The 16601-nt window shown below is 37.1% G+C and carries 13 protein-coding genes and 1 pseudogene; 1 reads left to right on the forward strand and 13 read right to left on the reverse strand.

Translation table 11 applies throughout. The features are described 5' to 3' along the window. Positions 1–30 precede the first annotated feature (30 nt). The 8 genes from IGJ76_RS10815 to IGJ76_RS10850 form a co-directional block, all read right to left on the reverse strand. A complete protein-coding gene (locus IGJ76_RS10815) occupies positions 31–1371 on the reverse strand; it encodes an ABC transporter substrate-binding protein (RefSeq protein WP_430596618.1) in 1341 nt (446 codons plus the stop codon). Positions 1372–1964: 593 nt separating this feature from the next. After that, the gene (locus tag IGJ76_RS10820; RefSeq protein WP_430596619.1) at positions 1965–2966 is read right to left on the reverse strand and encodes a LacI family DNA-binding transcriptional regulator; all 1002 of its coding nucleotides are present in this window, start codon (positions 2964–2966) and stop codon (positions 1965–1967) included. A 9-nt stretch (positions 2967–2975) separates the two neighbouring features. Further along, positions 2976–3593 carry a YitT family protein gene (locus IGJ76_RS10825; protein WP_430596620.1) on the reverse strand — a complete coding sequence of 206 codons (618 nt, stop codon included), beginning with the start codon at positions 3591–3593 and terminating at the stop codon, positions 2976–2978. 544 nt (positions 3594–4137) lie between these two features. Beyond that, positions 4138–7161 (reverse strand): polysaccharide lyase 8 family protein, encoded by a 3024-nt coding sequence (locus IGJ76_RS10830; protein ID WP_430596621.1) that lies wholly within the window; start codon positions 7159–7161, stop codon positions 4138–4140. Positions 7162–7425: 264 nt separating this feature from the next. Then, complete coding sequence (locus tag IGJ76_RS10835) at positions 7426–7878, reverse strand: MarR family winged helix-turn-helix transcriptional regulator (protein ID WP_067482753.1); 453 nt, start codon at positions 7876–7878, stop codon at positions 7426–7428. Between the two features lie 3 nt (positions 7879–7881). After that, positions 7882–8355, reverse strand: coding sequence for a YbaK/EbsC family protein (locus tag IGJ76_RS10840; protein WP_075491548.1), 474 nt, complete (start codon positions 8353–8355; stop codon positions 7882–7884). A 205-nt stretch (positions 8356–8560) separates the two neighbouring features. Further along, positions 8561–9235 carry a DUF4767 domain-containing protein gene (locus IGJ76_RS10845; RefSeq protein ID WP_071869176.1) on the reverse strand — a complete coding sequence of 225 codons (675 nt, stop codon included), beginning with the start codon at positions 9233–9235 and terminating at the stop codon, positions 8561–8563. 659 nt (positions 9236–9894) lie between these two features. Then, complete coding sequence (locus IGJ76_RS10850) at positions 9895–10617, reverse strand: hypothetical protein (RefSeq protein WP_095803814.1); 723 nt, start codon at positions 10615–10617, stop codon at positions 9895–9897. 324 nt (positions 10618–10941) lie between these two features. Here IGJ76_RS10850 and IGJ76_RS10855 point away from each other — a divergent pair. Next, positions 10942–11259, forward strand: a pseudogene (locus IGJ76_RS10855) (tyrosine-type recombinase/integrase); the annotation flags it as partial. Positions 11260–11353: 94 nt separating this feature from the next. Here IGJ76_RS10855 and sufB read toward each other — a convergent pair. Genes sufB through sufC form a run of 5 tightly spaced genes read right to left on the reverse strand, consistent with a single transcriptional unit; the run spans position 11354 to position 16511 of the window. Next, positions 11354–12745, reverse strand: coding sequence for a Fe-S cluster assembly protein SufB (gene sufB / locus IGJ76_RS10860; RefSeq protein ID WP_430596622.1), 1392 nt, complete (start codon positions 12743–12745; stop codon positions 11354–11356). 4 nt (positions 12746–12749) lie between these two features. After that, positions 12750–13220: a Fe-S cluster assembly sulfur transfer protein SufU gene (gene sufU, locus IGJ76_RS10865; RefSeq protein ID WP_067482762.1), complete on the reverse strand. Its 471-nt coding sequence runs from the start codon at positions 13218–13220 to the stop codon at positions 12750–12752. After that, the gene (locus IGJ76_RS10870) at positions 13207–14439 is read right to left on the reverse strand and encodes a cysteine desulfurase (RefSeq protein WP_071869092.1); all 1233 of its coding nucleotides are present in this window, start codon (positions 14437–14439) and stop codon (positions 13207–13209) included. Before IGJ76_RS10870 ends, sufU begins: the two co-directional genes overlap by 14 nt. Continuing rightward, complete coding sequence (gene sufD, locus IGJ76_RS10875) at positions 14436–15725, reverse strand: Fe-S cluster assembly protein SufD (RefSeq protein WP_071869093.1); 1290 nt, start codon at positions 15723–15725, stop codon at positions 14436–14438. Before sufD ends, IGJ76_RS10870 begins: the two co-directional genes overlap by 4 nt. 12 nt (positions 15726–15737) lie before the next feature. Continuing rightward, a complete protein-coding gene (gene sufC / locus IGJ76_RS10880) occupies positions 15738–16511 on the reverse strand; it encodes a Fe-S cluster assembly ATPase SufC (RefSeq protein ID WP_067482766.1) in 774 nt (257 codons plus the stop codon). Positions 16512–16601: the final 90 nt, after the last annotated feature.

The following is a 16601-nucleotide window of genomic DNA, read 5'->3' on the forward strand; positions in this document are numbered from 1 at the left end:
GGCAGCCCTCACTATCCTAACCCGTTTCATTTACTCGTTTATTTCTACGTTGTATTTCGAAGCAAAATCTTCTGCCTGTTTCTTCAATGCTTTATCAACAGACATACCATTATTCTTGATGTCATAGCTTGCAGCCTCAATATAATTATCTAAATCTGCTGAGTAAGGGAATGCGTAACCCTTGATACTATTTTGACTAATTTCATCTAGCGTCAATAAAATCTTTTGGTTTCCGTAATAAGGAAACTCTTTTTGAGCAACTTCACTTTGATAAGCAGTCACGTTTGCAGGCAAACCACTTAGTTCCATATAAGCATCTAAAGCATCTTTATCCGTTAATGCAAAGGTAATGAATTGTAGTGCAGCTAACGCATTATCTGATCTTTTAGGTACATAATAGCTAGAACCACCACTCATTGGTGAAAAGTTTTTCGATTCGTCCACCGCAGGAATCGCACTGATTCGCCAGTTTCCTGCATCATCTGGATAATCCGTTGCTTGATAAGAAGCCAACCAGCCACCGGCAAAGATTACGCCACACTCTTGTCCAATCACTGTATAATCTTTTGAATTACCATAGGCCACTAAATCTTCATCTTGAAGTTTTTGAATGATTTCGTACGATTTTTTAACAGCATCATCTAATAAATTCAATTTTCCATTTTTATCAAATAGAGACACACCTTGTTGTTCCGTCAAATATTTAACAAGATCTAATTCTCCTGTATCACGCATGAATAATAGCTTTTTACCCGTTTTTTCTTTTAATTTCTTTCCTACATCAATCAACTCGTCCCAATTTTTGATAGTTGTTACGTCAATCCCGGCTTCTTTAAAAGCGGTTTCATTATAGAACATGCACGCATTTCCCCAGTCATTAGGAAAACCAAATACTTTTTTCGACGGTGCAATATTCCCCAACATGTTCATTTTTGCATCATAAAAATCTTTGCCATACTCTTTTACAAAGCCAAAGTCTTCAGATGAATAAAACAAATCTTCAAACTTGTCAAAAACCGAACCAGCATTACTATCTTGCAAGAAAATCAAATCTGGCATTTTTTCGTTTGCAACTAATTTTGGCGTTACCTTTTGAACCATCGGGATGGCAGGTGCGACATCTACTGGATTCAATTCCAATTCTGTATCATACTTCTGATTGTAAAGCTCAATGGATTTTTGCAAATAATCGGTATTTTTGCCTTTTGGAACATAGACCTCGATACTTGCTTTTTTCACGCGTTCTTCTTTTGCCAAATCCTTAGCAGAATCTGCCCCGGCTTCTGCTTTTGAATCACCGCCACCACAAGCTGCCAAACTAACTACTGCCAATAATCCTAAAGCACCGCTCAACAATTTTTTGTACTTCATAAAGTACCTCCTAAATTTTTGTAAACGCTTTATTCATTCGTAGAATACACGAAAGCTAGTCAAAGGTCAATAAGTTTAGTGAACTTTTTTATTTTATTCACTAAACTTATTGGAATTAATTTTTATAGGGTCTTTTTAAATAAAAAAGAGGTATGACAAACGCATTGTCATACCTCTGGTTTCCGAGTGAATGGTGTCCCAAAACAGCTCCTCCACCTAGCTTGCAAGCACTTCAAAATAGGAATTAGCTATTTGGGGTGCTATCTCGTCGGAGTTAAGTGTTTTGCTCCACAACCTTTTCCCTCGGTGTTCCCCAAGTAGATTCTTCGGTAATAAGTCCTCCTTTCTTAAAACTCCGGGAAGCTATTTTTAGAAAATATTCCTTATTACCTGAAGCTAAGCACTTTGTGTCACTACCTTTATTCACGGTGTTCACCAAGCAACTTCTCGAAATAGTTCATAACTGTTCAAAAATATGGAGAGCTATTTTTGTCAGTTGCTCATTATTTTTTCGAAGCAGAACGCTTGGAGTCACAACCTTTTCCTATTCATCCGCTTAAACAGTGAAACAAATAATCAACCATTAATCCAGTTTAATCGCCTGTACTTCCACGCAAACTGAGTTCCGTCGCAATAATTAATTTTTTAGCTACTTGTCTGCCAGTTTCTAATTTCTCCAACAGTAACTCCACGCTTGCTTCGCCCATCAGTTCTGTATGTATTCTAACTGAACTCAACGTTGGAAAAATATGTTTAGCAACACTCGTATCGTTGAACCCAATTAACGATACCCTTTCAGGTACCTTGATTCCCGATTCTAGCAATGCTCTTAATGCACCAACTGCCAAAGGATCATTTGCGATAAAAAATGCCGTTGGTAACTGTTGCCCTAAGGTAACGATTGCTTGTTTCATCATCTCGTAACCACTTTCGACATCAAAGCTACTTTGAAATACATTTTCCTCCCGATACACGTCGCGTAAACTCGTGTATTTCTCAAAAGCAATTGTTCGCTTATCTTTTCCAACAGGATGATTAGGTAATGTTTTGCCGTAGTCCAAACCACCAATGAACCCAATATTCTTATGGCCACGCGCACAGAAAAAGTCAATCACACTATTCACAGCTTGATCAAAGTCTAGTGAGACAGAATCATATTTGGTTGAAAGAATATCCATTCCAACAAAAACCAAGTTATCTGTAAAATCAATTAATGATTGTTGTTGTTCTGGCGTACATTCGCCAATCGAAATAATCCCAATTACCTCTTCGTCAAATATGCGTGTATCGTTATAAAAATAGCGCACAATCTCATAGCCTTCATCCAAAATCTTCTTTTCAGCACTCATTCTTAGTGAAAGATAATATACATCATCTAGTTCATCTTTTTCCGTCATCCACTGAACGATTGCGATTTTTCCTTTATCAATTACGCGATTCCGTTTATATTTGGTATATTCTAGTTTCTCTGCTGCTTCAAAAATTCGTTTTTTCGTTTCATCACTTACCGATAATGTTTGATCAAAATTCAATACTCTAGAAACGGTCGTCTTAGAAACGCCTGCTAAATCTGCAATGTCTTTAATTGTTGCCATGTCAGCACCTCATTCTTCAATCCTTCGTTTTAATAAAAAATCTAACATATACGAGTTCAGTAAACTGAACAAAATACCTATCACTACTGATTTTACCCCATAAGTCAAAAATCCCAAAGCCAGTACCATCACATTGATGTAACGGATTCCTCTGGCAATACTAAATTCTGGATGTTTTTTATTGATTGCTAAAGCAATGACATCCATTCCTACCGTAGAAGCATTCGCGGAAATGCAGCAATAATACCCAATCGCGATAAAAATACAAGCAAAAAGAAAATCGACAACCAAATTGATTTGCACATTGAGTTTCAGCAAATAAAACATCGTAAAGAACAGATTGTAGCAAATACTGCTAACGATTGATTTAAGAAAGTTCCCTTTGCCCAGAAAGAACCAACAAAAAATCAGTAGCAAGACTGTTACACCAGAGGTTAAATAAAAAATCGGTATTTGCGAGATTTTTTCTAAAATCATCGCGACACTTGTCACGCCTCCATTGATAATATTATTCGGTTTCATCCAATTTGCGTAAGCAAACCCTAAAAAAACATTTCCAACAATAACCTTTAAAATATTTTTTTGTTCTGTTGTCGTTACTTTACTTTGAATCACAGCTTTTCGCATTCATACTCTCTCCTAACAAAGCGCTTTCATTTTATTCTAGTAGACTATACCATTGATTCACCTATTTTTTCAAATAGTTTAGTGAAAATTCAGTAAAATAATTTAAATATTTTTGACCATCTATCTTTACATAAAAAAAGAAGAACGAGCGCAAACCCGTTCTTCCTTCTTAACTTCAGTCTTTCCTGCTATTCTCACTGTTTACGATTTGCAGCAACTAAATCAATAAATTTTTACAGTAGCTCATCATTTTGCGTGGCCATTAGCTAGTAAATTACCCTTACGTTGTGACTATTTCAAAATAGTGAACGCCTATGCCGAAATAACTCCTCCACATAGCTTTTATTCACTTCAAAATATGAAGAGCCATTTTGAGTGCTTACTCGCTATCTTGTCGGAGCTGAACGCTTGGCGCCACAACCTCATCCACGGTGTTCCCCAAGCAACTCCTCAAAATAATTCATAACTGTCCAAAAATATGAAATGCTATTTTTGCCAGTTGCTCATTATTTTTTCGGAGCTGAACGCTTGGCGCCACAACCTTTTATTCCCACTCAACTTCCAACTGACTAGATCCTCCTGTCATACCTGCTGTTTGAACTTGCGCACTTCTTCCATCTTCACTAATTGTTATATTTTCATCTGCGTGAATAACTGTTTTAACTGCTTTTGAAAAATTCAACGTCAGTGTTTCATTCGTTTGTAGCGGATTAGCAACGGTTACCCTCGCCTTATTTGATTCTTCTTTCAACAAAACAGATGCCGGATGGCTAAAGGTAATTCCTGCCACCGTTTGATTGGCTGCCCAAAGATTTGCTGCTGTTATTCCAGTGACTGTATCTTTGACACTTTGATTTGCCTTTTCATTTGATAAAATTTCGATTCGATTTTGTTTTGCATAATTCTCAAGACCTTGCTTTGTTGCATTTGGTAAAAGAACATACGCATACTTTTCATCGATTGGTTTTTGACCATGGTTAAGCAAAACTTTTTGATAGTTTTCCGTATACACTTGACTGTTTGGGAAACCTTCATTAATATCACTGTATTTTCCAGTACGCTGTTCATTAACCAAAGTAATTGTTTCTTCTTGAGGGAAGTAATATCCAATACTCTGATTTTTTTGTGAAGATGACAATAGGAGCCACTCATTTGCTTGCATCGTTTGTTCGCCGTTGCTGGAAACTTCACCTTGATTTGTCAACAACTGGTACGTACTGTTGGAATCAAGCATTCGGTTTTCAATCACTGTTTCAATCGAAGCTGACGTCGTCCCTTGAATGCCTGATCCTAATGCAACAATTTGGTCATCAAATACAAACCAAGATTTCTGTGCTTTGAGATCCATTGGTAAAACCGTACCGTTATTTTTCGTACCTGCTTTGTTTAACGCCATTCCAATAGCGGCATTTTCCCCGTCTGTTGCACCACCTACTTGTTTTTCTGAAGAACGCACCGTCGTAAATGAGCTCACTTCATCTGCTAATTTGACTGTATCAACTGTCGTACCAGGTAATCGGTATGGGTCAATCGTCGGCCAATAGCCTTCCCCATATTGCTGGTCTTGATTGAATAAATACAGCATGCCATCTGATGTATGCCAGCCTCGTTTATTCTCTTTGTTACCTGCCTCAAATGAAGAAATTCGGTTCGAGTACATGCTAAGTCCCACACTAAAATCACCGCTGGCATACACATAACGATCCATTGCACCATACAATTTGCTTCCTAGAAACGGTTTTTCTTTTCCAAGAATCGTTTCATCGCTCATCACCTGTTTCGTTAACAATAAATCCTTGAAATCACGTGCGTTGGTATAGTAATAAGCTGGATTCTCCTTCAACCAATACTTGACACTTTCCTTCAATTGACTGTTTGCTGATGGGTCTGCAAATTCTGATACTAGCAACAAATTATACATTGTTGGTGAACCAAAACCAGTTGTTTTTGTCGAAGTTGCCCGCGAAATTGAACGCCCATTCACCATTGGCATCATTTCACCTTTCTCAATTAACGGAATAAATGCATTATTCACGTTTGTCACAAAAGAATCTGTTACATCCTTTGGTAAATTCCATTTTGAATTGGCTAAAATTCCTAAAATCTTACTTGTTCCTTTCACCAAAACATTTCCATATGAACCAGTATATGGAATATCCCCATGTTGAATAAACGAGCCATCTTTATAGAATCCATCTCCTTTTGTCACAAGTGCAAAAACTTCTTTGATACTTTCTCCGGAAACACTTAATTTATCTCCATTTTTTTGTAAAATACCCAAGCCCATGATCGTTAACGCTAAATCCGTCCGATTCGCTCCTGTCGTTTGGAAATTGGGAATAAAATGCAAATCAACAAAGGTTCCTTGTGGCTTACCATACAATTGTTTATAAGGATCTGGAACATATCGTGAAATTACTTGCGTGTATTTCGCTAATTGGTCCGGTGTCAGTTCGTCTTTCATAATCATTAGAATATCAATAAATTTTTGTGGCACACCAATCTGCCAATCCCACCAGTTGCCGTGATATTTTTTCCCATCATATTTTCGAACATCTACCATAAAATCAAGCGCCTCGACAATGTCCGTTCCTACCTGTTGCTTTTGGTAAAGCGCCGTTCCCTGTGTCCCGTAAGCCCGAGCCAAAACAGAAAGATTAGCAAATTGCGTTGTTATATCTGCTGAGGCTGTGTCTGAAGCTACCTTTTCCCACAAATATGTGCGACTGGATTCTTTATTTAGTTTCCCATATAATTCATTCGCTTGTTCTGACAGCTTTTGCGTATACGCAATAACATCTGGATCATTTAACAATTCAGGATTTTTTTCAAAATCACCAACAAGATTGGTTTTCCATGTTTGTTGCAACTCTTTTGCTTCTGCCTCTGTTGGATCATTTGACTCTTCAGGATCTAAAGGAATTGAACCAATCTCCCCATTTTTTAACGTCACTACCTTCAACGTCACACGATCACCAAAAAGACGAATACCAATTTTTCCTTGCCAATCTCCATCAATGCTTCCATTGCCATTAGGATAGTTGACTTCTTGATTTTCATATAACAAGTGACCATTCAAATAAGCCATAATTTTTTTCTCTTCATAGCGCACCAACAAACGATATGTTTTTCCTTTGACCAATGGTGAACCTTTAATTGTGGTAATCCATTTTCCACCCGGTTGCCCTAGCTGCCAGTCCCCATCTCCATTGTAAGCAAAGGATTGCCAAGTCGCTGAATCAGTCTCACTACCTCTAAAAATCACCCCAAAGTTTTTTTGTCCTTCATAAAGAAAGCTCATCTCAACTTCTCCAGTTTTCTTTAACGGTGCATCTTGTAAAATACTCACAGATTCAATTGAAGTGCCTTGTGTTGTATTACTAATAACTAATTGATTCTCACTGAGACTAGTCTTGGAAGTCCCTTTGATATCTAACCAATTCCCTTTTTCTTGACTAAAATTAGTTTCAAAAATCTCCGCTGCTTTTACTGTTGTACTCTGAAACATACCAATAACAATGATACTTCCCACTAACGATAACCACTGAATCATCTTCCGTTTTTTCATCCAATACCTCCTAGATGACTTACCCACAGCATCTGCCTTTAATCCAATCGCAACACAACTAAATAAAGCGTTTTCAAAAAGCATGATAGCATAGACTTTATTTTTAGTAAACATATAAGATAATTCACTAAACTACTTCTCCCCCCCAAGTTTCTTTCGTAAAATACGGATTTTAAGCTATTTTATATCCGTCCAGAACATTGATTACAGACAAAGAGCCAAACAGACTACCCTCCTGTTTGGCTCTTTTATTGTTAGAAAAACCTAATAGATTCGTTTATTGCCGTTTTTAACAAACAGCCACTCTTCATCAACATTTTTACTCACCTTTTTCAATAGTTTTAACAAAGTTTCTCTTTCATTGGCTGAAAGATCGAGTAAAGCAGCTTTTTCTGAATAGGCTTCCTCACGTTTTAAATAGTCATAAAATGCTTCTGCTTTTTCAGTTGCATATAATCGACGAATTTTTTTATTTTCAGCATCAATTTCTTTCCGAACTAAACCAGCATTTACAAGTTTTTGAACAGACTTCGAGACAGTTGTCCGGTCTTGCTTGACCAGCTCTGCTACTGCATCATTGATGATACCCGGATTTTCATAGATTCTTGTTAAGTACAGATATTGTTCTTTGTTTAGCTCTAATTCCTTGAACTCAACATTGCTGATGTATGATAACGAACGGGAAATAATTCCAATTTCTCTTAAAATTTCAGACATTTTTTACTCCTCTGCAGGCAATAGATAGGTTTCCAAATTAAGCACTTCAATTATTCTATCTAAGTCTGCTACTTTCACCACCATGGTTTGATCTGGACGTCCTGGTGCGAAAACTAATTTTTCATGTGTCAATAACTCTTCGTCAATAATCACTGGAACATGTGCTTCGTAGCCAAAAGGTGATACAGCTCCAGGTTTTTGCCCCGTTTGTTCTTCCATCATTTCCGCAGAAACAACCGACACTCTTTTGCCAATTAACTTACTTAACCGTTTAAAATCACTCTTTTTCGTTGTGAAAGTCAGAAAAATATAGTTATTCTTTTGTTTATCTTTTAGGTATAAACTTTTGGTTTCTGTGCCAGAGAATCCTTGCTCTGCCTTGACCACTAACGCATCTTCATTGGTGTAAATCGCGCGATGATTATATAACTCAAAATCAATGTGTGCTTGACTAAATACTTCTTCTAAATTGATCAAAATGGCTCACTCCTCAAAATTGTTGAAAATTCTACATTAACTAGTTATAAACTTAACGCTTTTTTGTTGAAAAATCAACATTTTTTCATTGATGGATTGGTGATTTTTTAATCTATATTTGCAAGGAGCATAAAAAAATAACTTGTTAGAGTTACTAACAAGTTATTTTAATCATTTTCTTGTCAAAAAATTTTAAACTTTCGTTTTATACATTTCCCACAATTTCAGTAAAGCCATCTTTCAATTGTTGGTTCTCTGTCTCTTTGAAATATAAATAATTATCAGGATTTCCTTGATTCTGGCTCGTCACCAAGACTTTAGGAACACCCGCATCAATCGTAAAGAAATAAACATGCTTAGCTAATGATGCTTGCGTCTCCACATCAGAATAGACCGCTACTAACGCATAGCCAGCATTTGCTTCGCCATTTTCTGACCAAGTTAAAGTAATTGGCACATTATTGACTGTCGCTTGCCAGCCATTTGTGTTAGCAAGAACCGTATCAGGAAGCTGTAAGCCATATAAATTAACGTTATTGCCGGGACCATATTCTTTATAACTTTGTTTCATAGTTTGTCCCCAGCTAGCCATAAATGTGTTTAATTGTTGTGCCTTAGCCTCATTCCACAAAATATTCACCACTTGACTTTCTTTAATCGAAGAACTACTACTTTCCATGGTCATCTGCTGATTACTTGATTCTGTAGAGACGAAACTTGTACTTGTCTCCACTTCTTTTTTAACAGCAGCTGTCGAATTTGCCGTTGTTTCTTGAGTAATTTTAGTAGACGATGCCGTAGAATTAATCTCTTTATTTTGTTGACAAGCAGTCAACAATAATACTGTAAACAATAAACTGATGATCGACACTTTTTTCATTTTATAACTCCTCATAAAATAACTTTATTTTATCATTACAAAGTTATTATAACGAACTATATCTATTACTACAATTACCTACGAATTGTAAATAGTGAAAACTTATGCTGATTTGAAAAAGGTAATTCAGAATACACACTTATATTTTTTAACTTTTGCTAAAAATTTCATGATAATTAGTCCTTCAAGATAGAAGAAAAAATTTTAAGATAAGCCTGTTGAGACTAAGTATCGTTCAAAATCAATACAATGGGTTAAGACGCAGAATCAAAACTAATCCGTTGAAAAACTAAAAGCATATAGTCCCTCTAGGTAGAGTCCTACTGTACTATATGCTTTTAGTTTAAATTATCTGAAATAATTGCACTCACATTTTTCTCGTTTTCTATTTGCTAGTAACAAACACTCTCTTATTTTTCTCAATAAATTTTTCCCGCTATATAACATCCGGAAGAACTAAAATTGACACTACAGTAAAAAAAATCTATTCCCATTTAGCCTCAGATATATCTCACTTAAGCGGATTCAGAAAAAAGGAGTCCCTGATTAGCTTATCCCGAAAGTACTTTCTAAAAAATTCTATGAAGTAAGGTAACTCTTGATTTAGACTAACAAGAATATATGACATATTTATTAGTCAGTTCTCTATTTAACTATAGTCAGTTAATCTTTTTCATGGTATCTAATTTCTGAATAGTATCATTCGAAAACTGTTGCCATTGCTCATCTGAAACGCTCTGATTACTTGCATTTTCCAAAACTGTTTGAGCTAACCTTGCAACTTCTGGATCATTCCATGATCTTTGAGAAAAAGAAGACACTAAATCGTTTCTTGTGGAATTTTGGAGTGAGCTTTTAAGTGATAAAACCTCAAATGCCTTAGTATGTTTCCAAGTTCCATCGAAAAGAGTGGTACCTTCCTGAACAATCTGGGCAGTTTTATCGTTATTAGTATAGAGATCAGCCTGCCAAGTACCACTGTTATTTTTAACGGTAACAGGCGTTCTTGTAAAACGTTCCGACATATGACTCAATTCACCTTCTCGTGGCGTTATCGAACCATTAAAGCTCTCAAAAAAATAAACATGATTCAATAGTTCTACCCTTCCGCTAGAATCTTCTTCTGGCTCTGTACTACTTTCTGATATTCTTTCAACGTAATTATTATCCATTGAGGCGTTAGAAGTACTTATAGTACTTTCCCGTAGTTCTGTGCTATTTATGGTACTAGATTCCTCTATCTTTTTCTGATATTGTTCGTTCCTGATTGCTAAATTTTCTCGCTGACGGTCGAGATTATTCTTTTCAACAGTGGTATAAATCAGCGCTCCAGCCAGCGCTACATTAGCCAACAAACTAACTGCAAGTAATACTTTTTTCATTCTTTCCTCTCTTCTCTCTTTAATGTTATTCAATAAGACAAACTGTAGCAATATCCTAAAAATTTTTTTATTACTATTACCATCCAAAATAAAAACGCTTATCTATCAACTATTATACTCCTTAATCTCATTTCATAGATATGTTACTTAAACTGATTCTAAAAAAACTCCAGATAATTCATACTTTTCAGGAGTTTTCTAATATATACGTTCACACTGTAATAAATTAAATAATCAATTTAACATCCATACCTTAAACTATGGAATCTAAACATAAACCCGACCCTTCTTTGGATAGTGTTTTATATATGAAAAAATAATCGTAAAATTGTCTACAATACCAGTCTTAAAGAGCTATGTGTTTTTACTAGTTTAAAGAACGACCTCTACATGCCTAACACTGTGAATAATTGGTTAAGATATATTTTGAAAAAGTATAACTTGCCTTGTATTACGCCTCATGGGGTTAGACCTACGCATGCTAGTTTAATTATTAGAATCAGGAGAATCTGTCAAGGTAGTTCAACAACGATTAGGGCATGAAAATAGTAAAGTAACATTAGACATCTCTATACACACATTACAAACAACGCACCTAAGAAAACTGGTCAAGAGTTTGCTGATATGATGGCACATCAGTAAAAAAGCTGGTCAAAAGCTGGTCATTTCTATTATCAAGGTAAATTAAAAAAGCTAGAATCCTTATATATCAAGGGTTCTAGCTCCTATTACAGGTTTAACCTACACTGCCTTCCATCTCATAACTGATCAAACGATTGAGTTCAACCGCATATTCCATTGGAAGTTCTTTAGTGAATGGCTCAACAAAGCCCATCACGATCATTTCTGTCGCTTCTGATTCAGTCAAGCCACGGCTCATCAAATAGTAGAGCTGCTCTTCGGAAATTTTTGAAACTTTCGCTTCATGTTCTAAAGAAACTTGACTGTTGTGGATTTCATTGAATGGAATCGTATCTGATTTTGATAGTTCATCCATAATAATCGTGTCGCATTCAATGTGAGAAATAGATCCTGCGCTGTCTTTAGCAAAGGTTACTTGTCCACGATAGTTGACTTCGCCACCGTCTTTTGAAATTGATTTTGAGACGATAGAGCTTGAAGTGTTTGGTGCATTGTGAATCATTTTAGCACCTGTATCTTGGATTTGATTTGCACCTGCAAAAGCGATTGACAACATGGTACCTCGAGCACCTTTTCCGTCCAAGTAAACACTTGGGTATTTCATCGTTGTTTTCGCACCAAGGTTCCCATCAATCCATTCAACTGTTGCGCCTTCGTAAGCTTTTGCACGTTTCGTTACTAAATTATAGACGTTGTCAGACCAGTTTTGGATGGTTGTATAGCGGCAATAAGCATCTTTTCTGGTATAAATTTCAACAATCGCTGCATGTAAACTATTACTTGAATACGTGGGTGCCGTACAGCCTTCCACATAGTGAACACTAGCGCCTTCATCAACAATAATTAATGTTCGTTCAAATTGTCCAGTATTTTCTGCATTGATTCGGAAGTAGGTTTGTAAAGGAACATCTACTCGGACACCTTTTGGTACATAAATGAATGTGCCACCTGACCAAACCGCAGAGTTAAGTGCAGCTAATTTGTTGTCGGTTGGTGGAACTAATTTAGCAAAATATTCCTTGAATAATTCTGGATATTCTTTCAGTGCAGAGTCGGTGTCAGTAAAAATAATTCCTAATTTTTCGAATTCCTCTTTCATGTTGTGGTAAACCACTTCTGATTCATATTGAGCTGAGGCTCCTGCTAAATAAGCACGTTCGGCTTCAGGAATACCGATTTTTTCAAAGGTTTCTTTGATTTTTTCTGGTACATCTTCCCAATCACGAACAGGCTTATCACTTGGTTTTTGATAATATTTAATGGCCTCAAAGTCAATATCAGACAAGTCAGGTCCCCAAGTTTGCATCGGCATTTTATTAAACGTCTCTAACGACTTCAAGCGAAACTCGAGCATCCATTCTGGTTCTTCTTTAATTCGTGACATTTCACGAATTACTTCTTCAGTTAATCCTTCTCCGGTACTGAAAACAGGTTGCACATCATCGTGAAACCCAAATTTATATTCTTCTAATTCTGGTACGCCCATATTCTCACTCCTCTTCTTTATGGTAATGGTGGGCTGTTGCTGTGCCATTTTCAGTCACTGCTTGACTCAATGCTTTCCAAGCAAGTGTGGCACACTTGATTCTGGCTGGAAACTTCGCAACGCCACTTAACATGGCTGCATCACCTAATTTTTCTTCATCGGCGACTTCATTTCCTTGTACGAGTTGTAAAAATTCAACTGTTAAGTGTTGTGCTTCGGCAACGGTTTTACCGATTACAGCATCCGTCATCATCGAGGCACTGGCTGTACTGATTGAACAGCCACTACCATCAAATGCAATATTTTCAATCACGCCATTTTTAACATCTACTTGTAATTCGATCACATCACCACAAGTTGGATTGTTTAGTTCGATTTTATTCGTTGACTCGGTCAAACTTCCACGATGGTGTGGATGGGAAGAATGATCTAGAATCACTTGACGATAAAGATTGTCTAATTTAGATAGTCCCATGTTGGAAAAACTCCTTTGTTGCGAGAATTGCTTCAACTAACCGATCCGCGTCTTGCTTAGTATTATAGAAATAAAAACTTGCTCGAGCTGTTGCAGGTACCTGTAAATAATTCAATAATGGTTGTGCGCAATGATGGCCTGCTCGAACTGCTACACCTTCCATGTCAAGTGCTGTTGCCACATCATGTGGATGTAAATTTTCTAAATTAAATGCAATCACTCCGGTACGCTTTTCTGGCTCTTGTGGACCATAAATCGTTAATCCTTTGATTGCTTGAAGTTTAGGCAATACATAAGCTACAATTTCTTCTTCATAACGATGGATTTCTGCTAATCCAATCGTTTCTAAATAATCAATCGCATGACCAAGCGCAATCGCGCCAGCGATGTTCGGCGTTCCAGCTTCAAATTTCCAAGGCAGTTCTTTCCATGTGCTATCGTAAAGTTCAACGAAGTCAATCATTTCTCCACCAAACTCAACTGGTTCCATTTGTTCTAGCCAAGTTCTTTTACCATATAAAACACCAATTCCAGTTGGCCCACACATTTTATGACCACTAAAAGCATAAAAATCGCAATCAAGTTCTTGAACATTGATTGGCATATGTGGTGCAGCTTGCGCCCCATCAACCACGATTACGCCACCTTTTTCGTGAACGAGTTCTGCTAAATCTTTCACTGGATTTTTGACACCTAAAACATTAGAAACGTGGGCGATTGCAAGAATCTTTGTTTTTGCTGTAATTTTTTCTTTTGCATCAGCCATATCGAGTAATCTTTCTGGTGTTAATTCGATATACTTTAAGGTTGCACCTTTTTGTTTAGCCAGTTGTTGCCATGGAATGATATTAGAGTGATGTTCCATATAAGAAAGAACGATTTCGTCTCCTTCATGAATGAACTCCCCAAAGCTTCTTGCAACCCAGTTTAAACTTGTCGTCGTCCCGCGCGTGAATAGAACCTCTGCTGTTTCATTCGCATGGATAAACCGGCGAACTTTTTCTCGAGCAGCTTCGTATTCATGCGTTGCGCGTTCTGCTAAAGTATGAACCCCACGATGCACATTCGCATTATCTTTTTCATAATAGTTAGTTAGTGCAGCCAACACTTGCTTTGGTTTTTGGGTCGTTGCAGCATTATCCAAATACACCAAGGCTTCATCGTTCACTTCTTGAAATAAGATAGGAAAATCAGCACGTAATTTTTCTGCATGAATCATGCATTCAACTTCCCTTCAATGACCTCAATCAATTCTTTTTGCACTTCTTCAACAGGGATAGCCGTTAATACGGAACCAAGGAATCCGCGAATAACTAAGCGTTCAGCTTCTTCTTTATGCAAACCACGGCTCATCAAATAATACATTTCCTCTGGATCTACACGACCAACACTAGCAGCATGGCCAGCAGTTACTTCGTTTTCGTCAATCAAAAGAATTGGATTAGCATCACCACGAGCTTTATCTGAAAGCATCAAGACACGACTTTCTTGCTGTGCATCCGCACCTTTTGCGCCTTTTAAGATGTGCCCAATTCCGTTAAATGTTAACACACCTCGCTCACGAATCACGCCATGTTGTAAAATATGACCAATCGTATGTGGTGCTTTATTCGTCACACGTGTATCAATTCCTTGTGTTTGTTTGCCGCCACTAATAGCAACGATCTTAACTTCAGAATGACCGCCTTCGCCAACTAAATCAGAATCAAAGTCAGCAACAATATTGCCATCATTCATCACACCAATTGCCCAGTCTACAGAAGCATCACGTAAAATATGACCACGGCGATTCATATAAGCCGTCACATTCTCACCTAGTTGATCAACTGCGGAAAATTTCACTTTTGATCCAGCTTTCGCAATGACTTCTACCACGATATTTCCAGAAACTTTTGCTAGTTGCTCACCCGTTGTTTGAAAACGTTCAAGGTAAGAAAATTCACTATGTTCATCTGCGACAATCAAGACATGTTTAAAGAAATGTTGATCGATTGTGCCATCTTGAATAAATAAAGATTCAATTGGTTCTTCAATCACGACATTTTTAGGTACATAAAGAAATAAACCACTATTCATAAATGCTGCGTGCAAGGCAGTTAACTGATCTTCATCCATATTGACAGCTTTTGTCATATAGTATTCTTGTACTAATTCAGGATACTCTTGCATTGCAGTAAAGATATCGGTGAAAATCACACCTTGTTCTGCTAATTCTGTCGATAATTGTTCAAAAACAGTCCAAGTTCCCTGTTGTACCAGCACTGGATTGTCTTTCATTGTATCAAACGCAGCAACATTCCCAGCATCTGTCACAACATCTGTCATTTCTTTGATATCAAATAACGGCCAGCGAGCAAATTTTACTCGTTCAATTTTTGGTAAAACCAATTCATTTGCTTTTGCCAATGCTTGTTGACGAAGCTCTGTCATCCAAGCAGGCTCTCCTTTACTCAAAGAAAAGTCGTTGACCGCGTCAAGATGGTCGAGCCAGTTTTTCTCTTTCATTCCTGCTCCTCCTTACGCTTCTTCTTCTTTGTAGTCGATTCCTAATTCTTTACTGATTCCAGCATAGCCTTCTGCTTCTAAACGTTTTGCTAAATCAGCGTTTCCAGTCATTACAACGCGACCTTCCATCATGATATGGACCACGTCAGGAGTGATATAGTTCAACAAACGTTGATAGTGAGTGATGATTAATGCACCAAAGTTTTCGCCACGCATTTCATTCACACCTTTTGCTACTACTTTTAATGCATCAATGTCTAGCCCTGAATCGATTTCATCTAAAATAGCAAATGTTGGCTCAAGCATCAACAATTGTAAAATTTCATTACGTTTCTTTTCACCACCAGAAAAACCTTCGTTCAGATAACGTTCAGCCATTTCTTCAGGCATGTTTAATAGATCCATTTTTGCATCTAATTTTTTCAAGAAAGTCATGACAGACATCTTGTTATCTTCATCACGTTTTGCATTGATTGCTGCACGCATAAATTCTGCATTAGTGATTCCTGGAATCTCACTTGGGTATTGCATCGCTAAAAATAACCCTAGTCGTGCACGTTCATCCACTTCTAAGTCTAAAATATTTTTCCCATCGAATAAAACTTCGCCTTCTGTTACTTCATAATTAGGGTTCCCCATGATTGCAGCAGATAAAGTTGATTTACCTGTTCCATTTGGTCCCATGATTGCGTGGATTTCGCCCGTTTTCATTACTAAATTAACACCTTTAAGGATTTCTTTCTCCTCGATAGATACATGTAAATTTTTTACTTCTAAGACAGACATGCCAGTTTCCCTCCAAATTCTCTTTCGTTCTCACCCATTTTAGACTAATTGAGAATGAAGCGCAATGATCTAACCAGTCGAAATTAGAAT

The sequence above is a fragment of the Enterococcus sp. DIV0175 genome, assembly GCF_050529075.1.
Taxonomy (GTDB): domain Bacteria; phylum Bacillota; class Bacilli; order Lactobacillales; family Enterococcaceae; genus Enterococcus_B; species Enterococcus_B thailandicus.

Coding starts and splice junctions, on each gene's coding strand:
- IGJ76_RS10815 (WP_430596618.1), bottom strand. CDS start 1,371: ATGAAGTACAAAAAATTGTTGAGCGGTGCTTTAGGATTATTGGCAGTA.
- IGJ76_RS10820 (WP_430596619.1), bottom strand. CDS start 2,966: ATGGCAACAATTAAAGACATTGCAGATTTAGCAGGCGTTTCTAAGACG.
- IGJ76_RS10825 (WP_430596620.1), bottom strand. CDS start 3,593: ATGCGAAAAGCTGTGATTCAAAGTAAAGTAACGACAACAGAACAAAAA.
- IGJ76_RS10830 (WP_430596621.1), bottom strand. CDS start 7,161: ATGAAAAAACGGAAGATGATTCAGTGGTTATCGTTAGTGGGAAGTATC.
- IGJ76_RS10835 (WP_067482753.1), bottom strand. CDS start 7,878: ATGTCTGAAATTTTAAGAGAAATTGGAATTATTTCCCGTTCGTTATCA.
- IGJ76_RS10845 (WP_071869176.1), bottom strand. CDS start 9,235: ATGAAAAAAGTGTCGATCATCAGTTTATTGTTTACAGTATTATTGTTG.
- IGJ76_RS10850 (WP_095803814.1), bottom strand. CDS start 10,617: ATGAAAAAAGTATTACTTGCAGTTAGTTTGTTGGCTAATGTAGCGCTG.
- sufB (WP_430596622.1), bottom strand. CDS start 12,745: ATGGGCGTACCAGAATTAGAAGAATATAAATTTGGGTTTCACGATGAT.
- sufU (WP_067482762.1), bottom strand. CDS start 13,220: ATGGGACTATCTAAATTAGACAATCTTTATCGTCAAGTGATTCTAGAT.
- IGJ76_RS10870 (WP_071869092.1), bottom strand. CDS start 14,439: ATGATTCATGCAGAAAAATTACGTGCTGATTTTCCTATCTTATTTCAA.
- sufD (WP_071869093.1), bottom strand. CDS start 15,725: ATGAAAGAGAAAAACTGGCTCGACCATCTTGACGCGGTCAACGACTTT.
- sufC (WP_067482766.1), bottom strand. CDS start 16,511: ATGTCTGTCTTAGAAGTAAAAAATTTACATGTATCTATCGAGGAGAAA.